Annotated in this window: 18 protein-coding genes and 1 tRNA gene; 12 read left to right on the top strand and 7 right to left on the bottom strand. The window is 68.7% G+C overall.

Annotation, left to right across the window (positions count from 1 at the left end; all coding sequences use genetic code 11):
- Positions 1-12: 12 nt before the first annotated feature.
- Positions 13-1,056: an SDR family oxidoreductase gene (locus tag V8Z80_RS09690; protein WP_336061862.1), complete on the bottom strand. Its 1,044-nt coding sequence runs from the start codon at positions 1,054-1,056 to the stop codon at positions 13-15.
- 409 nt (positions 1,057-1,465) lie between these two features.
- On the opposite strand from V8Z80_RS09690, the gene V8Z80_RS09685 reads away from it, so the two are divergent.
- From V8Z80_RS09685 to V8Z80_RS09670, 4 genes are all read left to right on the top strand, one after another.
- Positions 1,466-1,780, top strand: coding sequence for a DUF4148 domain-containing protein (locus V8Z80_RS09685; protein ID WP_336061861.1), 315 nt, complete (start codon positions 1,466-1,468; stop codon positions 1,778-1,780).
- A gap of 57 nt (positions 1,781-1,837) precedes the next feature.
- Positions 1,838-2,149, top strand: a complete 312-nt coding sequence (locus tag V8Z80_RS09680; RefSeq protein WP_336061860.1) for a DUF4148 domain-containing protein — start codon at positions 1,838-1,840, stop codon at positions 2,147-2,149.
- 147 nt (positions 2,150-2,296) lie between these two features.
- The gene (locus V8Z80_RS09675) at positions 2,297-2,878 is read left to right on the top strand and encodes a TetR/AcrR family transcriptional regulator (RefSeq protein WP_336061859.1); all 582 of its coding nucleotides are present in this window, start codon (positions 2,297-2,299) and stop codon (positions 2,876-2,878) included.
- A complete protein-coding gene (locus V8Z80_RS09670) occupies positions 2,860-3,819 on the top strand; it encodes an NUDIX hydrolase (protein WP_336061858.1) in 960 nt (319 codons plus the stop codon). Before V8Z80_RS09675 ends, V8Z80_RS09670 begins: the two co-directional genes overlap by 19 nt.
- A gap of 14 nt (positions 3,820-3,833) precedes the next feature.
- On the opposite strand, the gene fabI is transcribed toward V8Z80_RS09670, so the two are convergent.
- From fabI to gloB, 3 genes are read right to left on the bottom strand one after another with little or no spacing between them, the layout of a single operon-like run.
- A complete protein-coding gene (gene fabI / locus V8Z80_RS09665) occupies positions 3,834-4,619 on the bottom strand; it encodes an enoyl-ACP reductase FabI (RefSeq protein ID WP_336061857.1) in 786 nt (261 codons plus the stop codon).
- A gap of 32 nt (positions 4,620-4,651) precedes the next feature.
- The gene (locus tag V8Z80_RS09660) at positions 4,652-6,058 is read right to left on the bottom strand and encodes a transglycosylase SLT domain-containing protein (protein ID WP_155192143.1); all 1,407 of its coding nucleotides are present in this window, start codon (positions 6,056-6,058) and stop codon (positions 4,652-4,654) included.
- 8 nt (positions 6,059-6,066) lie between these two features.
- Complete coding sequence (gloB, locus tag V8Z80_RS09655; RefSeq protein WP_336061856.1) at positions 6,067-6,876, bottom strand: hydroxyacylglutathione hydrolase; 810 nt, start codon at positions 6,874-6,876, stop codon at positions 6,067-6,069.
- A gap of 18 nt (positions 6,877-6,894) precedes the next feature.
- On the opposite strand from gloB, the gene V8Z80_RS09650 reads away from it, so the two are divergent.
- The 5 genes from V8Z80_RS09650 (at position 6,895) to dnaQ (ending at position 13,327) form a co-directional block, all read left to right on the top strand.
- Entirely contained in the window at positions 6,895-7,713 is an 819-nt protein-coding gene (locus V8Z80_RS09650) for a class I SAM-dependent methyltransferase (protein ID WP_336061855.1), read from the top strand.
- Positions 7,710-8,168: a ribonuclease HI gene (gene rnhA / locus V8Z80_RS09645; RefSeq protein ID WP_155192140.1), complete on the top strand. Its 459-nt coding sequence runs from the start codon at positions 7,710-7,712 to the stop codon at positions 8,166-8,168. Before V8Z80_RS09650 ends, rnhA begins: the two co-directional genes overlap by 4 nt.
- Before the next feature lie 218 nt (positions 8,169-8,386).
- The gene (locus V8Z80_RS09640; protein ID WP_155192313.1) at positions 8,387-9,469 is read left to right on the top strand and encodes an efflux RND transporter periplasmic adaptor subunit; all 1,083 of its coding nucleotides are present in this window, start codon (positions 8,387-8,389) and stop codon (positions 9,467-9,469) included.
- 11 nt (positions 9,470-9,480) lie between these two features.
- The gene (locus V8Z80_RS09635) at positions 9,481-12,570 is read left to right on the top strand and encodes an efflux RND transporter permease subunit (RefSeq protein ID WP_336061854.1); all 3,090 of its coding nucleotides are present in this window, start codon (positions 9,481-9,483) and stop codon (positions 12,568-12,570) included.
- Positions 12,571-12,595: 25 nt separating this feature from the next.
- On the top strand, positions 12,596-13,327 hold the full coding sequence (gene dnaQ, locus V8Z80_RS09630; protein WP_155192136.1) for a DNA polymerase III subunit epsilon: 732 nt from the start codon (positions 12,596-12,598) through the stop codon (positions 13,325-13,327).
- Here dnaQ and V8Z80_RS09625 read toward each other — a convergent pair.
- Both V8Z80_RS09625 and V8Z80_RS09620 read right to left on the bottom strand, forming a co-directional pair.
- Positions 13,324-14,130, bottom strand: a complete 807-nt coding sequence (locus V8Z80_RS09625) for an alpha/beta fold hydrolase (RefSeq protein WP_336061853.1) — start codon at positions 14,128-14,130, stop codon at positions 13,324-13,326. The two genes, dnaQ and V8Z80_RS09625, sit on opposite strands and share 4 nt — an antisense overlap.
- A 49-nt stretch (positions 14,131-14,179) precedes the next feature.
- Complete coding sequence (locus V8Z80_RS09620) at positions 14,180-15,157, bottom strand: Bug family tripartite tricarboxylate transporter substrate binding protein (protein ID WP_155192132.1); 978 nt, start codon at positions 15,155-15,157, stop codon at positions 14,180-14,182.
- 179 nt (positions 15,158-15,336) lie between these two features.
- On the opposite strand from V8Z80_RS09620, the gene V8Z80_RS09615 reads away from it, so the two are divergent.
- Positions 15,337-16,230 carry a LysR family transcriptional regulator gene (locus V8Z80_RS09615; protein ID WP_336061852.1) on the top strand — a complete coding sequence of 298 codons (894 nt, stop codon included), beginning with the start codon at positions 15,337-15,339 and terminating at the stop codon, positions 16,228-16,230.
- A gap of 85 nt (positions 16,231-16,315) precedes the next feature.
- A tRNA-Val gene (locus V8Z80_RS09610) sits at positions 16,316-16,390 on the top strand.
- Between the two features lie 105 nt (positions 16,391-16,495).
- Here the strand turns inward: V8Z80_RS09610 and V8Z80_RS09605 are convergent.
- Positions 16,496-17,161 (bottom strand): GntR family transcriptional regulator, encoded by a 666-nt coding sequence (locus tag V8Z80_RS09605; protein ID WP_155192128.1) that lies wholly within the window; start codon positions 17,159-17,161, stop codon positions 16,496-16,498.
- A gap of 213 nt (positions 17,162-17,374) precedes the next feature.
- Between V8Z80_RS09605 and V8Z80_RS09600 the strand changes: the two genes are divergently transcribed.
- Entirely contained in the window at positions 17,375-18,238 is an 864-nt protein-coding gene (locus V8Z80_RS09600; protein ID WP_155192126.1) for an NAD(P)-dependent oxidoreductase, read from the top strand.
- Positions 18,239-18,301: the final 63 nt, after the last annotated feature.

Below are 18,301 nucleotides of genomic sequence, written 5' to 3'. Positions count from 1 at the left end.
GGGCTGGCGCGTTCAATCCCAGGCCGGGCGGTGGCCGTGGCGCGCGGCGCCGCCGCGGCGCGAGAACATGCCCAGGATCGCGCAGGCGCCGGCCAGGGCCATGCCCGCGTACAGCGCGCCCTGCCGCTGGGTGGTCGCCTCCGTGTACAGGCTGCGCGCATGCACCGGCCGGCCTTCGGACACCGCCGGGCTGATGCCTTCGCCCGGTTCGTGCAGCGCGTCGCGGCGCTCGGGCCGCTTCTGCACGTTCGAGCGCTGCTGGCGCACGAAGGTGCCGGCCAGCTTGTCCAGCAGGGCCGGGGCGCGATGGCCGGCGGCCGAGACGGCCTTGGCGGCGCTGCCCACGAACACGTCGCGCCGCGGCGTCTCGGCCGCGAACAGGATCGCCTCGGCGACCACTTCGGGCGAATACAGCGGCGCCGGCAGCCGGGGCTCGACGTCCATGTAGTTGCGCGCGTGGCGGGTAAAGCCGGTTTCCACCGAGGCGGGCTTGACCAGCGTCACCGATACCGGCGCCTGGTCCACCGCCAATTCCATGCGCAAGGCATCGGTGAAGCCCTTGACCGCATGCTTGGAGGCGCTGTAGGCCCCTTGCAGCGGGATGGCGCGGTCCGACACCTCGCTGCCCACGTTGATCAGCGCGCCGCCATGCTGCTTGAGGTGGCCCAGCGCGGTCAGCGACCCGTACACCACGCCCCAATAGTTGGTGTCGAACAGCGCCCGCTGGTCCTCGTAGGGCACTTCCTCCAGCTTGCCGAAGATGGACACGCCCGCGTTGTTGATCCAGGTGTCCACGGTGCCGTAGCGCTCCAGCGCGGCGGCCAGGATGCGGGCATGGTCCTCGGGCTTGCGCACGTCCGCCTGCACGGCCAGCGCCTGCCCGCCGCTGGCGCGGATCTGTTCGGCCGCCTGTTCCAGCATTTCCAGGTTGCGGCAGGCCATCACCACCCGCGCCCCGCGCTGCGCGGCCTGCCGCGCGGTGGCCAGCCCGATGCCGCTGCTGGCGCCCGTGATCACCACCACCTGGTTCTGCAATGTCTTTAACGCGATCTTCATGTGTTCCGCTCCTTGCTTGACGTAAGCGCCTGCCCGAGCCGGGCCAGGCCGCTGCCTGCGACGAATGCGACCAGCATAGGAAGCGCGCCCGGCCGGGTCTGCTCAAAGGCTTAGCAAATGCAAGAAAACAAGGCGCGGCGCCTTGCGCAGGGCAGGGGCCGGGCGGTTTTCCGGCGCGGGCCTTCTTTCGTGCCCGCCGGCGGCCGTACCGACGGTTACATCTTTTGCCGTAGCGGGGGCTTGTTTATCTATCTACTAGTAGGTAATATTCGATTCATCGGTTGACGGACAAAGTGTCCAGCGGCCGAAAAACGGTTTCGGCGCACTGTGCGCTTTTTATTTCCCCTGGTTGTCTATCTATAGATAGATAGATTTTAAAACCCTCACCACAGCGATTTGGAGCAACACCATGACCAAGACCCTCGTTTCCGCCGCCATCCTTTCCGCCGCCTTCCTGGGTGCCGCCGTCCAGGCCCAGGAACTGGGCTATCCGCCCGCCGTCCCGCAGGCCGGCACCGTGACCCGCGCCGAAGTGGTCCAGGCGCTGCAGGACAGCCGCGCCCAAGGCCCTGCCTTCATCGGCGAGCTGGATCCCCAGGACACCGGCATCTCGCATGCCCACGGCGGCCTGAGCCGCGAACAAGTGGTGCAGGAGCGCGACCAGGCCCGCGCCCAAGGCCTGATCAGCCGCGGCAACCTGGATTACCCGCCGGTGCGTGGCTGAGTTTTTTTTCGCCCGCGCATCTACCTATATATAGATAGTTTTTGAATGGACGCCATCATGAACAACCGCATCGCATCCTTCCTGGCCGTCTCGGCCTGCTTCCTTGGCCTGTCGGCCGCCCAGGCCGGCGAGCTGGACTATCCTGCGCCCCAGGAGACCGCCAGCCACGCCACCCGCGAAGAAGTCCGGCAGGAACTGGCCCAGGCCCGCGAGCAGGGCCCGGTCTTCGCCGGCGAACTGGATCCGGCGCCTTTTGCCGCCGTGTCCGGCACGCTGAGCCGCGCCCAGGTCGAACAAGCCCGCGATCAGGCCCGCCAGCAAGGCTGGGTCAGCCGGGGCAACCTTGACTACCCGCCCGCGCGCGGCTGAACGATGGCGGCCCCGCCCGTGCGCCGCCACGCTCGCCGATGTGACCGCGATATGACCGATGGACCGGCGTTGCAGGACAGCCGCATGGCGTCCTGCAACGCCCCCAAAGGACTGACGGGCTGACCTATTAGTAGGTAATATTCAGCCATGAACGCCACCGCCAATACGCGCGACCAGCTGCTGGACTATGCCCAGGCCCTTATCGGGAGCCGGGGCTGCAACGGATTCAGCTACCGGGACCTGGCCCAGCACGTGGGGGTCAAGACCTCCAGCATCCACTACTACTTTCCCTGCAAGGACGACCTCGTGCGCGAGGCCATCGAGCGCTACAGCGAAGAGGCCACCGCGCGGGTGTACGCCATCGACGCCACGCTGCCGGCGCCCGACAAGCTCGACCGCTACGCCGAGCTGCTCGAAGGCAAGGTCAGCGCCGGCAAGCAGTTGTGCATCGGCGGCATGATGGCCTCGGACCTGGCGTCCCTGCCCGAAAGCGTGCAGTGCGTGCTGCGGCGGTTCTTCCTGTCCATGGAAAGCTGGCTCGAACAGGTGCTCAAGGAAGGCCTGGCCCACGGCACGCTGCGCATCTGCGACGAGCCCGGCACGGTGGCGCGCGCCATGTTCGCGGCGGCCCAGGGCAGCATGCTGACCGCCCGGCTGTTCCAGGAGCCCTGTCGCATCCGCGAAGCGCTGGAAAGCCTGTACGAGCGCCAATGCGACAAAGCGGCGTGATCCCGCGCGCCGGGGCGGGGCATTCCGTTGCAGTCGAACTGGTGGCCGTGCTGGCCGCCGTCACGCAGGGAGAGCCGCGGGTGTTGACCACCCACGAGGGCCAGGCGCTGCCCTCGGGGCCCTTCGAAGTCGGCCACCGCTCCTTGCAGGCGGGCCTGCGGGCCTGGGTCGAGCAGCAGACCCACCATCCGCTGGGCTACGTCGAGCAGCTTTACACCTTTGCCGACAGCGGACGCTACAGCGAACAAGGCGCGGCGGGCCACGCCATCTCGATCAGCTACCTGGCGCTCACGCGCGAGACGGCCTCGCCGCCCGACCTGCAGGCGCGCTGGCATGGCTGGTACCGCTATTTCCCCTGGGAAGACCATCGCCACGGCACGCCCGCCGTGCTGGGCGAACGCATCCTGCCGGCCCTGCGGGCCTGGATCGCGGCCGGCGAGGGCGAGGCCGCGCGCCAGGCGCGCGCCCAGCGCGCCGCGCTGACCTTCGGGCTGGACGGCTATTCCTGGAACGAGGACCGCATCCTGCAGCGCTACGAGCTGCTGTACGAAATGGGGCTGGTGGCCGAGGCGGCCGGCGGGCAGGCCGGCGCCGAGGGCCTGTGCCTGCCCGGCGTGGCCATGCGCTACGACCATCGCCGCATCCTGGCCACCGGCATTGCCCGGCTGCGCGCCAAGATCAAGTACCGGCCGGTGGTGTTCGAGCTGATGCCGGCCGACTTCACCTTGCTGCAATTGCAGCAAAGCGTGCAGGCGCTGGCCGGGCGCAACCTGCACAAGCAGAATTTCCGTCGCCTGATCGAGCAGCAGGAACTGGTCGAGGAAACCGGCGAGGTCATGGCTGGCGCCACCGGGCGTCCCGCCAAGCTGTTCCGGTTCCGCCGCGGCGTGATGCTCGAGCGGGCCATCTCGGGCAGCAAGCTGCCGGTGGCCCGCCACTGAGGCCAACGCCGGGCCTAGCTTTCCATGCCCGGGACCACAGTCGAGAAGCCCGCGTCCACGTGGGTGATCTCGCCGGTCACGCCAGCCGCCAGGTCCGACAGCAGGAAGGCGGCCACGTTGCCCACGTCGTCGATGGTGACGTTGCGCCGCAGCGGGGCATTGGCCTCGACGAACTTCAGGATGGACGAGAAGTCCTTGATGCCGCTGGCCGCCAGCGTCTTGATCGGGCCGGCCGAGATGCCGTTGGCGCGGATCCCCAGCGGGCCCAGCGAGGCGGCCAGATAGCGCACGCTCGCTTCGAGCGAGGCCTTGGCCAGGCCCATGGTGTTGTAGTTGCTGACCACGCGCTCGGCGCCCAGGTAGGTCAGGGTAAGCACCGAGCTCTGGCGGCCCTGGAGCAAGGGCAGGGCGGCCTTGGCCAGGGCCGGGAAGCTGTAGGCCGAGATGTCGTGGGCCACGCGAAAGGCCTCGCGCGACAGGCCGTCCAGGAAGTCGCCGGCGATGGCCTCGCGCGGCGCAAAGCCGATCGAGTGCACCAGCCCGTCCAGGCCGTCCCAGCGCTCGCCCAGCCCGGCCACGGCCGCGGCGATCTGCGCATCGTCCGAGACGTCGCATTCGAGCACGATGTCGCTGCCGAACTCGGCGGCGAATTCGCCCACGCGGTCCTTGAAGCGTTCACCCACATAGGTGAAGGCCAGTTGCGCGCCCTGCTGGTGGCAGGCCCGGGCGATGCCGTAGGCGATGGATCGGTTCGAGAGCACTCCGGTGACCAGAATGCGCTTGCCGTCGAGAAAACCCATGATGAATGATCCTAAGCGTTCGATGGAGAGATCTAGCCGCGCACGCCCGTGCCGGGCACGCGCAAGGTGGCGCCCACCTTCAGGCGGGTGGACTTCAGGTTGTTCAGCGCCTGCAGCGCGTCCACGCTGGTGCCGTAGCGGCGCGCCAGCGCGAACAGCGTATCGCCGGCCCGCACGGTGTGGGTGCGCACGTTGGGCGAGCTGCGCGCGGCCCGCGCCGCCGCGGCCGTGCGCGGCTGCTGGGCGGGCATGGACGGAGCGTCCTGCAGCGAGGCCAGCTGCACGCCGGCGCCGACGTTGCCCGGCACCAGCAGCGTCTGCGTCATCGCGGTGCGCTGCTTGCGGGGAATATCGTTGATCTGGCGCAGCCGCGCCTCGGACAGCCCATGCTGCTTGGCGATCTTGGCCAGGGACTCGCCGCGCTTGGCCTCGTAGACCTTCCAGGTCGCCAGTTCGCCCTTGTAGGCCTGCAGGTTGGCGTTGAATACCTCGATCTTGTCGCGTGGCAGGATCAGGGTGGGTTCGTGCCGGCCCAGGATGATGGGGCGGTTGAACGACGGGTTCAGGGCGCGGAACTCTTCCAGCGGCATCTCGGCCAGGCGCGCGGCCAGTTCGATGTCGATGTCGCGTTTTTTCTTGACCGTGGCGAAGTACGGCGTGTTGTCCACCGGCGGCAGCGCCACCGCGTACTTGGCCGGATTGGCCACGATGTTCTTGATGGCCTGCAGCTTGGGCACGTAGTTGCGGGTCTCGTCGGGCAGGGTCAGCGACAGGTAGTCGGTCGGCAGGTTCTGCCCGGCGTTCCTGGCCATGGCCCGCTGCACCGAGCCCTCGCCCCAGTTGTACGAGGCCAGCGCGAGATACCAGTCGCCTTGCATCTCGAACAGGTATTCCAGGTAGTCCAGCGCCGCGTTGGTCGAGGCGATGGGATCGCGGCGCTGGTCGCGCCACCAGTCCTGCGTCAGCTTGAAGTGCGTGCCGGTGGAGGGAATGAACTGCCACAGGCCGGCCGCCTTGGCGCGCGAGTAGGCCTCGGGGTCGTAGGCGCTTTCGACGAAGGGCAGCAGCGCCAGCTCGGTGGGCAGGCCGCGGCGGTTGATTTCGTCGACGATGTAGTACAGGTACTTGCCGGCGCGCTCGGCCATGCGCTGGACCGAGTCGGGGTGGGCCGCGTAGTACTCGGTCCACTGGCGGCTCAGCTCGGTATCCAGGTTGGGAATGGCAAAGCCGCGGCGGATCCGGTCCCAGGCGTCGGCGGCCGGGCGGGTCAGGTCCACCGTGCGCGAGGTGTCGGTGGCGACGTAGCGTTCGAGTGTGGGGGTGCGCTCGCCCGGCAGGGGCTCGGCGCGGCTCAGGTCGACTTGGTCTTTGTTCTGTACCCCCGCGCAGCCGGCCAGGGCGACCAGCAGCAGCGGGAGCAGTCTACGTAGCAGGTTCATCGGTCCTCTTATCTGAATTCGTCCTTCCATGCGCGCAGCGCGGCAAAAACATCCACCGGGCCGGGCAGCGCTCGGCCGGCTTGTCGGGAGGCAGCTTGTGCAACGGTCGCCAGCGCGGTGCGCAGGAACGGATTGGTCTCGCGTTCGTGCGCCAGCGTGGTGGGCAGCGTGGGCAGGCCGCGGTCGCGCAGACCGGCGGCCCGGGCATGCCAGTCGGCCAGCGGGCGGTTGCCCGGTTCGACGGCCAGCGCCCAGCGCAGGTTGGCAAGAGTGTACTCGTGTGCGCAGCAGACCAGGGAATTTCCCGGGAGTTTGGAAAATTTCTCCAATGAATCAAACATTTGTGCAGCCGTACCCTCGAACAGCCGGCCGCAGCCGCCGGCAAACAGGGTGTCGCCGCAGAACAGCACGGGCTGGCCTGCGACGCTGCCGGCATAGGCGATGTGGCCGGCCGTGTGGCCGGGCACGTCCAGCACCGTCAAATCCAGCCCCAGCTCGGCTATGCCGACCCGGTCGCCCTCGGCCAGCGGCACGTCGCAGCGCGGCAGCGTCTCGCCGGCGGGCCCGAAGACCTGCGCGCCGGTCCTGTCGTACAGTTCGGAAACCCCGCCCACGTGATCGTGGTGGTGGTGGGTGAGTAGAATGGCGCGCAGCCGCAGGTCGTGGGCCGCCAGCGCGTCGAGCACCGGCCTGGCCTGGCCGGGATCGACCACGATGGCCTGGCCGTCCCGGCTGGCCATCCAGATATAGTTGTCGCTCAGGGCGGGCAGCGGGCGCAGCGGCCCCGTGCCGCCGGACGGATCGGAGAGCGTATTCATGCAAGGACACCCCATCGCGTGGTAGATGAGACCGACATTGTAGGACTGGGGGCGTGGTTCGATTCCGCGCCGGGCGTCTACGTGCGCGAATGGGAGCAGGCGCAGTTCGACGGCGTGGTGGCCGACATCTTCGGCTTCAACGCGCTGCAGCTGGGCCTGCCGGCGCTGGAGCTGCTGCGCGCCAACCGCATGCCGTTCAAGGTCTATGCGGGCGTGGACGCGGCCGATGCGCAGGCCGGGCCCTGGCAGGCGCAGGTGGTGGCCACGCCCGAGGAACTGCCTTTCGAGACCCAGAGCATCGACCTGCTGGTGCTGCCTCATGCCTTCGAATGCACCAGCCAGCCGCACCGCGTGCTGCGCGAGGTCGAGCGCGTGCTGGTGCCCGACGGGCGCCTGGTGGTCTCGGGCTTCAATCCCTGGAGCCTGTGGGGGCTGCGCGCCCGGCTGCCCGGCATGGAGCCCTGGCTGCCGCATCCGCCTTCGGCCCAGGTGTCGCTGCCGCGCCTGAAGGACTGGCTGCAGCTGCTGTCCTTCGAGGTGGACCGGGGCCGCTACGGCTGCTATGCGCCGGCCTGCCAGACCGAACGCTGGCTGCGGCGCTGGCGTTTCATGGAGCGCGCCGGCGACAAATGGTGGCCGGTCTGCGGCGCGGTCTATGTGGTGTCGGCGGTCAAGCGGGTGCGCGGCATGCGCATCATCGGCCCGCCCTGGAAAAAGGAAAAGCGCCGGGCGCGCCGCGCCGCGCCCGTGGTGGTGCCGCAGGGCCCGGGCGGCGCGCATCGCGCCGCGCCCGAAGGCGGCGCCGGACAGCAGCACGGGCAGGCAGGAAAACGATGAAGGACGAACAGACGGTCGAGATATGGACCGACGGCGCCTGCAAGGGCAATCCCGGCCCGGGCGGCTGGGGCGTGCTGCTGCGCCAGGGGCCGCACGAGAAGGCCTTGTGCGGCGGCGAGATGGGCACCACCAACAACCGCATGGAGATGACCGCGGTGGTGCAGGCCCTGCGCGCGCTCAAGCGCCCCTGCAAGGTGGTCATCCACACCGATTCGCAGTACGTGCAGAAGGGCATGACCGAGTGGCTGCCCGGCTGGAAGCGGCGCGGCTGGATCACGGCCGACAAGAAGCCGGTCAAGAACGCCGACCTGTGGCAGGCCATGGACGAGCTGGTCGCGCGCCATGACGTTTCCTGGCGCTGGGTGCGGGGCCACGCGGGCGATCCGGGCAACGAGCGGGCCGACCAGCTGGCCAACCAGGGCGTGGAAATGGCCCGGCGCGGCCAGGCGGTGTAGGGCGCGCGGCGAGCCCGCCCGCGCCTTCGGCCTGCCGTGAACCTCCATCAACGGTTTCAGTCCATTGCAACGGCGCCCGGCCCGGCCCGGCCGGGGCCTCGGCGCGGCAACGCGGCGGTGATAAAGTCGCGTAGACTCGTGTTTCCTCTTCTTACAGTCGTGGAGCGATGCCGCGTCCGCTCATCGGCGCGCCGGCCTTCACGCAATCCGGCAGCAGCATGAACAAGACAGTATTGCCTCTCGTGGCCGTGGCCGCGCTGGCCGTGGGGGTGGCGCTTGGCTGGTGGGCGCCCCGCCCTGGCGGCGCCGTGCCGGCGTCCGGCCCGCAGGCCGCCGAACCGGCCGCGCCGCGCCAGCAGGCCGTCGCGGTGCGCACCGTGGCGGTCGAGCAGGTGCCGTTCGACCGCGGCCTGAGCGCCGTGGGCAGCCTGCGTTCGGACGAAGGGGTCACCTTGCGGCCCGAGGTGGCCGGCCGCATCAGCCGGCTGCCCTTCAAGGAGGGCCAGCCGGTCAAGCGCGGCGACCTGCTGGTGCAGCTGGACGACGAGATCGCCCGGGCCGAGCTGGACCAGGCGCGCGCCAACCTGGCGCTGGCGCAAAGCCAGCACAAGCGGGCCACCAGCCTGCATGCCGAGGGCTTCATCAGCCAGCAGGCGCGCGACGAGGCGGCCAGCAACCTGAAGGTGCAGCAGGCCCTGGTGGCGCTGGCGCAGGCCCGGCTGGAGAAAATGTCCATCCGCGCGCCCTTTGACGGGGTCATCGGCTTGCGCAACGTCTCGGTGGGCGACTACGTGCAGGTCGGCCAGGACATCGTGCCGCTCGAGGCCATCGATCCGCTCAAGGTCGACTTCCGCATTCCCGAGATCCACCTGAACCGCGTGCGCCTGGGCCAGCCGCTGGAGCTGCGGTTCGATGCGCTGCCCGGCGAGACCCGCCGCGGCGAACTGATCGCCATCAGCCCCCTGGTGGACGCCGGCGGCCGTTCGCTGCTGTTGCGCGCGCAGGTGCCCAATAGCGCGGGCGATCTGCGCCCGGGCATGTTCGCACGCGTCTCGCTGCTGGTCGAGACCAGCCCGGCCCTGGTGGTGCCCGAAGGCGCGCTTTCGCCCTCGGGCTCGCAGCAGTATGTCTACCGCGTGGTGGACGGCCATGCCCAGCGCGTGCAGGTCAGCGTCGGCGAACGGCGCGAAGGCCGTGTCGAGATACTGACCGGCCTGGCCGAGGGCGACCGCGTCGTCATCGCGGGCCTGCAGCGCATCACCGATGGCGCGCCGGTGGCCGAATCGCCCGCCGCCTCCTGAAGGCCAAGACCGTGAAAATCTCCGAAACCTGTGTCCGGCGTCCCGTCTTTGCCACGGTGTTGTCGCTGGTGATCGTGCTGATCGGCCTGATCTCGTATTCGCGCCTGACCGTGCGCGAATATCCGCGCATCGACGAGCCGGTGGTTTCGGTGGACACCACCTATACGGGCGCCTCGCCCGAGGTGATCGAATCGCGCGTGACCAAGCCGCTGGAAGACCAGCTGGCCGGCATCGAGGGCGTGAACGTGATGACCTCGCGCAGCCGCTCCGAGCGCAGCCTGATCGACGTGCGCTTTCACCTGTCGCGCGATCCGGACGCGGCGGCCGCCGAGGTGCGCGACAAGGTCTCGCGCGCCCGGCGCTTTTTGCCCGACGAGATCGACGAGCCGATCATCTCCAAGGTCGAGGCCGATTCGCAGCCCATCATCTACATCGCGGTCGAGGCGGGCGAGAACTCGGTCATCGAAACCTCGGACTACATCAACCGCTACATCAAGACGCGCCTGTCGGTGCTGCCCGGGGCGGCCGAGGTGCGGGTGTTCGGCGAACGCCTGCCGGCCATGCGCGTCTACGTCGACCGCGAGAAGCTGGCCGGCTACAACCTGACGGTGCAGGACATCGAGAACGCCCTGCGCGCGCAGAACGTCGAGATCCCGGCCGGACGCATCGAGTCGCGCGCGCGCGAGTTCTCGGTGGTGGCTTCGACCGACCTGCAGACCGTGCAGCAGTTCGAGAACGTGGTGGTGGCCAACGTCAGCGGCTACCCGGTGCGCATCCGCGACCTGGCGCGCGTCGAGATCGGCCCGGCCAGCGAACGCGTGTCCTCGCGCTTTAACGGCAGGACCAGCCTGACCATCGGCGTGACGCGCCAGTCCACCGCCAACCCCCTGGACCTGTCGGCGGCGGTGCGCAGCGAGGTGCAGACCATCAACGAAAACCTGCCGCGCGGCATGCGCCTGACGGTGGCCTACGACTCCTCGGTCTTCATCCAGGAGTCCATCAAGTCGGTCTATGCCACCATCGTCGAGGCGGTGATCCTGGTGGTGCTGGTCATCTTCTTCTTCCTGCGCAGCCTGCGCGCCAGCCTGATTCCCATCGTCACCATCCCGGTGTCCCTGATCGGGGCCTGCGGGCTGATGTACCTGTTCGGCTTTTCCATCAACACGCTGACGCTGCTGGCGATGGTGCTGGCCATCGGGCTGGTGGTGGACGACGCCATCGTGGTGCTCGAGAACGTCTATCGCCACATCGAGAACGGCGTGCCGCGCGTGCAGGCCGCCATCCAGGGCACGCGCGAGATCGGTTTTGCCGTGGTGGCCATGACGCTGACGCTGATCACGGTGTACGCGCCGCTGGCCTTCGCCACCGGGCGCACCGGGCGGCTGTTCATCGAGTTCGCGCTGGCGCTGGCCGGCGCCGTGGCGGTGTCCGGCTTCGTGGCGCTGACGCTCACGCCCATGATGTGCTCGGTGATGCTGCGCCACCAGAGCAGCCACGGGCGCTTCTACAACCTGATCGAAGGCTGGCTTGAGCGGCTCAACGCCTGGTACCGGCGCGGCCTGGCGGCGGCGCTGGCGCACCGGCTGGTGGTGGTGCTGCTGGGCCTGGCCGTGGCCGGCGCCAGCGCGGTGCTGTTCTCGGTGGTCAAGTCCGAGCTGGCGCCCATCGAGGACCGCGGCGTGATCTTCGGGATCATTACCGCGCCCGAGGGTGCCACGCTGGACTACACGCTGAGCAACGCCATCGAGATCGAGCGGCTCTACGACCAGATCCCCGAGATGCAGGGCAGCCAGATCACCGCCGGCTTTCCCACCGTGACCGACGGGCGCGCCATCCTGCGCCTGAAACCCTGGAGCGAGCGCGAACGCTCGCAGCAGGAAATCGCCCAGATGCTGCAGCCGGCCTTCAACAGCCTGCCGGGCATCCGCGCCTTTCCCAGCAATCCGCCCTCGTTCGGCCAGCGCGCCACCTCCAAGCCGGTGGAGTTCATGATCATGAGCCAGGCTTCGTATGCCGACCTGGCCAAGATCGTCGATGCTTACATGGCCGAGCTGGCCGACTATCCCGGGCTGCTGAACCTGGATTCGGACCTGCGCCTGAACACGCCCGAGCTGCGCGTGCACGTGGACCGCGACAAGCTCGCCGACGTGGGCGTGGACGTGGACACGGTCGGGCGCACGCTCGAGACCATGCTGGGCGGGCGCCAGGTGACCCGCTACAAGGACGAGGGCGAGCAGTACGACGTGATCGTGCAGGTCACCCAGCGCGACCGCAGCAACCCCAACGACATCTCCGACATCTACGTGCAGGCGCGCGACGGCAGCATGGTGCGGCTGGACAACCTGCTGGAGGTGCGCGAAAGCGTCTCGCCGCAATCGCTGAACCACTTCAACCGCCTGCGCGCGGTCAAGGTCGAAGCCTCGGTCGCGCCGGGCTACGCCCTGGGCGAGGTGCTGGACCACATGCAGGCGGTGGCCCAGCGGGTCCTGCCCGAGACCGTGCGCACCGACCTGGACGGGCAGTCGCGCGAATACCGCGACTCCTCGGGCAGCATCTACATGGTCTTTGCGATGGCGCTGGCCTTCATCTACCTGGTGCTGGCCGCGCAGTTCGAAAGCTGGCGCAGCCCGCTGGTCATCATGCTGTCGGTGCCGCTGGCCATGACCGGCGCGCTGCTGGCCTTGTGGCTGACCGGCGGCACCTTGTCCATCTACAGCCAGATCGGGCTGATCACGCTGGTGGGCCTGATCACCAAGCACGGCATCCTGATCGTGGAGTTCGCCAACCAGCTGCGCGAAGAAGGGCGCGAGCTGTTCGAGGCGGTCACCGAAGCCAGCGTGCTGCGCCTGCGGCCCATCCTGATGACCACGGGCGCCATGGTGCTGGGCGCGGTGCCCCTGGCCCTGGCATCGGGGGCGGGCGCCGAATCGCGCCAGCAGATCGGCTGGGTGCTGGTCGGCGGGCTGATGCTCGGTACACTGTTGACCTTGTTCGTGGTGCCGGTGGTCTATACCCTGATCGCCAAGGCCCGGCCCAGCCCCGTACCGGCCGGCTCGGCCGCCGGCCAGGCGCCGCACGAACCCGTGCAGTCCCATTCCTGATGCCTTTGCTTATGCCTTCGCCCCTATGCGCCTGATCGTCCTCGATACCGAAACCACCGGCCTGGAGCCCGCCCAGGGCCACCGCATCATCGAGATCGGCGCGGTCGAACTGGTCAACCGCAGCGTGACCGGGCGCCATTTCCACATGTACCTGAACCCGGACCGCGAAAGCGATCCGGGCGCGCTGGCGGTGCACGGGCTGACCACCGAGTTCCTGTCCGACAAGCCGCGCTTCGAGGACATCGTGCAGGAGTTCGTCGATTTCATCGCCGGCGGCGAGCTGGTCATCCACAACGCTTCCTTCGATACACGCTTCCTGGACGCCGAACTGGCCCGCGTGGGGCGCCCGCCCGTGGCCCAGCTGTGCGCCGGCATCACCGACAGCCTGCTGGTGGCGCGCGAGATGAACCCCGGCAAGCGCAATTCGCTGGATGCGCTGTGCGAGCGCTACGGCATTTCCAACGCGCATCGCACCCTGCACGGCGCCTTGCTCGACTCGCAGCTGCTGGCCGAGGTCTGGCTGGCCATGACGCGCGGCCAGGATGCCCTGCTCATCGAGGCGCCCGAGCCCGAGCGCGCCGCCGGCCCCGGGGTGGGCCTGGGCGGTTTCGACCCTTCGGTGCTGCAGGTGCTGCCGGCCAGCGAGCAAGAGCTGGCCGCGCACCGGCAATACCTGGACACGCTGGACCAGGCCGCGGGCGCACCTTGCGTGTGGCGGGCGCTGGAGCCGGCCGAGCAGGCCGTCCAGGCGGCCTAGGTATCGAGTCTCAAGAGGAAGTCCCGCATGGCCGGCGCGCAGATGTCCGGATGCGAGGCTGCCGGGTGGTAGCAATCCAGGTCCAGCTCCAGCAGTTCGGCATGGGGCATGCCCTTGCGCACGGTGTCCGCCGGCACCTGTCCGGCCGCCGCGTTGGTCTGCGCCGATAGCCGGGTCAGGATCACCAGCGCGGGGCATTCGATGCCCGGCATGTCCAGGCCCGCCTCGGTGGTGCCCACCCATTTCAGATAGGCGCGGGCCGTGCTCAGGGCCGTGGCCCCCATGAGGTCCGTCCACCAGTCGATGGCGCGCGGAGGCACGTCGCGGCCCAGGCGCGCGGGCATGGTCTTGCGCGCCCAGGCCCGCAGGCCGTTTTCCTCCATGAACGGCAGCCAGTCGTCGCCGCCCGGCGCGACCATGGGCGGGCAGGCCAGGGTGATGGAGCGCACCAGGTCCGGCCGCGTGGCCGCCAGGCGCATGGTGCTGATGCCGCCGCTCTTGAAGGCGACGATGTGCGCCGGCCCGCCCGCCAGGTGGTTGATGATTCTCACCAGGTCGTCGACGTACAGTTCGGTGCTGTAGCGGAAATCGCTATCGACCGGCGCGTTCCTGCCGAAGCCGCGCAGATCGTAGGTCACCACCCGGTAGTGGCGGGACAGGTAAGGCACCCAGGCGCGGAAGGCCTCGGTGCTCTCCGTGAAGCCGTGGACGAAGACGATGGTTTGCGGCGTGGTCCACGGGTCCGTGGCATCGTGGATTTCGTAGTAAGGCCGGAAGTCGGCCGAAAGTTCCAGATAGGGCATGGGGCTGCTTTCCTGTGGGTCGGTTCGTGTAAGGGCCGAGAGGGCGGCGTTACTGCGGTACGTAGCCGGAGTCATCCAGCAGCTTTTTGATCATCCCGATGTCTCGCACCACCGATGCCTGCAGCGTTTCGGGCGAGCCGCCCAGGGGCGGGACCCCGAGCTCGACGAACTTGCCGGCCACCGCCGGCTCGGCCAGCACCGCGTTGATGGCCTGGTTGAGCCTGGCGATGATCTGCGGCGGCGTGCCCTTGGGCGCAAAGATGGCATTCCAGCCAGTCACGTCGTAGCCGGGAAAGCCGCTTTGGGCGATGGTGGGGATGTCCGGCAGCGAAGGGAAGCGCTCGGCGCTGGAGATGGCAAGCGCGCGCACCTTGCCGCTCTTGATCATGGGGATGGCGGCAGGCGGCGAAGTGAAGGCCACCTGGATGTCGTTGCGCAGCAGCGCCAGCAGCATATCGGGCTCGCTCTTGAAGGCCACCGGCAGCATTTCGACGCCGGCCTGGGTCTGGAAGACCCGCGTGCAGACGTCTCCCAGGCTGCCGGCCCCGACCGAGCCGTAGGCGATCGCGTCCGGGCTTTGCCGGGCCTTGCCCGCCAGCGCCTGCATGTCGCGCATGTCGCTGTCCTTGTTGACCAGCACGATCTCGGCCACCTGGCCGATCTTGGCGATGGGGGCAAAATCCGTGGCCGTGTCGTAGGGCAGGGACTTGAGCGTGCTGGGGTTGGCCACGTGGCTGGGAAAGGCCATCAGCAGGGTATAGCCGTCGGGCTTGGCGCTGGCCACGCTCTGCGAGCCGATCACCCCGGCCCCGCCCGGCTTGTTCTCTATCACGATGGGCTGCCCGAGCCTGGCGCCCAGCCGCTCGCCCAGGATGCGGGCCAGGATGTCGGTGATGCCGCCGGCGCCGGTGGGAACGACCAGGCGGATGGGACGTTCCGGATACTCGGCTTGCGCCGGTTGTGCAAACATCGCTGCACCGATGGCCAGGCAGGCCAGGGCCAGGCCGCACGCTCGTCCTCGTTTCATTGTGTCTCCTCGATGGGCTGGAATTGTTGTTCTGCCGCCCCCGGCCCGGGCGGGCGGCCGGGAGGTGTCCTGCATTTTCTGCTTCCCGGCGGGCGCTTCGTGCATAGGAGACTGAAATTCAAACCCAAATATTTTTTGGGAATCGGTCCGGAGGGCGGACTCTCGATGGAGCAGGAGGCATGGACACACGTTATCTGCAGAGCTTCGTTTCGGTATGCGACCAAGGCTCCTTCGCCGGCGCGGCGCGCCAGCTGAACGTGACGCCGGCGGCCCTGGCGGCCAGGGTCAAGACGCTGGAGGAAGAGGTCGGCGTGCCCCTGATCACGCGCGCCGGCCGCAGCGCCCGGCCGACCGAAGCGGGGCTCAAGATACTGGACCGCGCACGCGGGCTGCTGCGCGAGGCGCGCGATATCCAGGCCATCGCCCGCAGCGACGGCTTGTTCGGCGAGTTGCGGATAGGCGTGGCCACGTCCACGCTGGCGGACCTGACGCCCAAGCTGATCAAGCGCATGTACCGGCTGCATCCGCAGCTGCGCATCTACGTGGAGTCCGGCGCATCCAGTTTCCTGTATGGCCGGGTGGTGTCGCGCGACATCGACGTCGCCATCATGGCCGAACTGGTCAGGGACATGCCCAAGGGCTTCGAATGGGTCCAGCTCAAGGAGGAGCGCCTGGTGCTGCTGACGCCGGCGCGCATGCGGCGGGCCCAGCCCAACGAACTGCTGGCTTCCGAGCCGTTCATCCGCTTCGACCGCTCGCTGCGCGGCGGCCAGGTGGTCGAGACCTACCTGCGCCGGCACGGCATCGTGCCGAATGAGCGGCTGGAGATCGACTCCTTGATCAGCATCGCCTACCTGGTCAGGGACGGCATAGGCGTATCGCTGGTGCCCGATTGGGCGCCCGGCTGGCTGCAAGGCCTGGGCGTGGGCCGCACCGTGCTGCCCGACGCCACCCCCAGGCGCAGGATGGGCGTGTTCTGGGACGCCAACGGGGTCAACGCCAGGCTGGTGCATACCCTGCTGGCCGAATCGCGGCGGCTGGTCGCCGCGCCGGCCCGGGCGCAGCAAGCCTAGCCTGGCCCCGGGCTGGCCAGGCGCCGGCTTGGCCGGCAGGTTTTGCCTGCGCAATAAATCGTGTGCTATACTTTTTGTCTTCTTTGGGCGGTTAGCTCAGTGGTAGAGCACTGCCTTCACACGGCAGGGGTCACTGGTTCGAACCCAGTACCGCCCACCAGGATTCCCAAAGCGTCAATGCCGGCAGATTGCCGGCATTTTTCGTTTGTGCGGGTCTTTCACGGGCTTTTGCGGGCCTGCCGTTCGCTGTTTGCCCCGCCGGCCGCTAGCTGCCCGCCGGGCCCGCGTCCTCCTTGCGCGCCTTCATGAATCGCCGCCAGCTCACCATCAGGTGCAGTTGCATGATCTCGTGGGCCAGCGCGCCGTCGCGCTCGCGCACGGCCGCGGCCAGCTCCTGGTGGTGGCCCAGGCTTTGCAGCATCTCGTCGCGGCTGTACAGGTGGAAGGCGCGCACCACGATGGGCATGTCTATCATCGTCTCCAGGATGGCGCGCAGCCTGTGCGAGCCGCTGGCCCGCAGCAGGGTCTGGTGAAAGACGCGGTTGGCCGCCTGCGCTTTCTCGCCCACCTGGGGGCCGCCGGCCTGGATCGCCTGGCGCATCTGCTCGTTGCTGGCTTCGAGTTCCCGCAGCGCCTCTTCGCTGCGCCGCTCGGCCGCCAGCTGGGCCGAGAACGGCTCCAGGCGCAGGCGCAGCTGGAACACCTCCTCGATATCCCAGCGGGTCCAGGCCGCCACGTGCACGCCCTTGCCGGCTTGCGCGCCGGCCAGCCCGTCCTCGACCAGCCGGCGCAGCGCGGCGCGCACCGGCGTGCGACTGATGGCGAATTCCTCGGCCAGCGGTTCTTCCTTCAACTGCGTGCCGGGCTTGTAGTAGCCGGCAACGATCCTGTGCTTGAGGGTTTCGTAGGCTTTTTGCGAGTCGCTGGCCATCGTTCCTGTGTGCGAAATCGGTTTGCGCGGCGGATCGTAGCGCATCGTTCCGTGCCAGAGGCTAGCACGGGTTGCCATAGCGTGCCGCCCCGCCGCGGCGGCCTGGTATTGTCCCACTATTGTATTTTTATTGTTTGATTCTAGGGTTTGTCCCTACTGGATATTGATTCTTCTGTTCATCACAATGCATGAATTGTATTTTTTTTGTATGAAATGAACATAGCAATCATAGGCGGCGGAGAAGTGGGGCGCTGCTACGCCCAGGTCCTGGCCCAGGCGGGACACCGCCTCGCGGGCATCTGCGATACCCGGCCCACGCCGGCGCTGCGCCAGTGCTGCGAGACGTTGGGCGCCGATTTGCACGAGGCCCCGGGCCAGTGGCTGGCGCAGGCCGATGCGGTGATCAGCGCCGTATTCGGCACGGTCGCCCTGGCTACTTTCGAGCAGGCCTTGCCTTTCCTGCGCCCCGGCACGCTGTATGCCGATTTCACCACCGCCAGCCCGCAGGACATGGCCGCCGCCGCCGAATCGGCGGCGCGGCATGATGTGCCATTCGCCGACGTGGCCATCACCGGCGCCATCAGCCTGGGCCAGGGCGCAACGCCGCTGCTGTGCGCCGGCAGCGGCGCGCCGGCCGCGCATGCGCTCATGGCCGCGGCCGGCGCGCCGATCCAGACCGTGGGCAGCCGGGCGGGCGACGCCGCCACGCTCAAGCTGCTGCGCAGCATCTACACCAAGGGCTGCGAGGCCCTGGCGGTGGAATGCCTGGTGGCCGCGCAGGCCAAGGGCCTGCGCCAGGACCTGTACCGGGTCCTGCAGGACATCGACCAGCAGCCGCTGCAGGTGCTGCTGGACATGCTGGTGCGCACCCATGTACTGCATGCCGAGCGCCGCCTGGCCGAGGTGCGCGAAGCCACGCGCCAGCTCGAGCGCGACGGGCTGGAGCCGCGCGTGATGGGCGGCGTGCAGGCGCTGTTCGAGCGCACCGTGCAGGCGCTGGACGGCACCCAGGACGGCAGCAGCGTCGAGGCCAGCCTGCGCTGGCTCGAGCCCCTGGCGCGGCGTGCGGCGCGGTAGATCGCCGCTGCGGTGCCTGCGCGCCGCAAGCTCCACCCAGAACAATCATCAAGAAACCAAGGA

It is taken from the genome of Orrella sp. JC864, from assembly GCF_037026685.1.
In the GTDB taxonomy this organism is placed as follows: Bacteria; Pseudomonadota; Gammaproteobacteria; order Burkholderiales; family Burkholderiaceae_B; genus Orrella.
The sequence above is the reverse complement of the archived record's forward strand: the minus strand, read 5'-3'. Positions and strand labels throughout refer to the sequence as shown.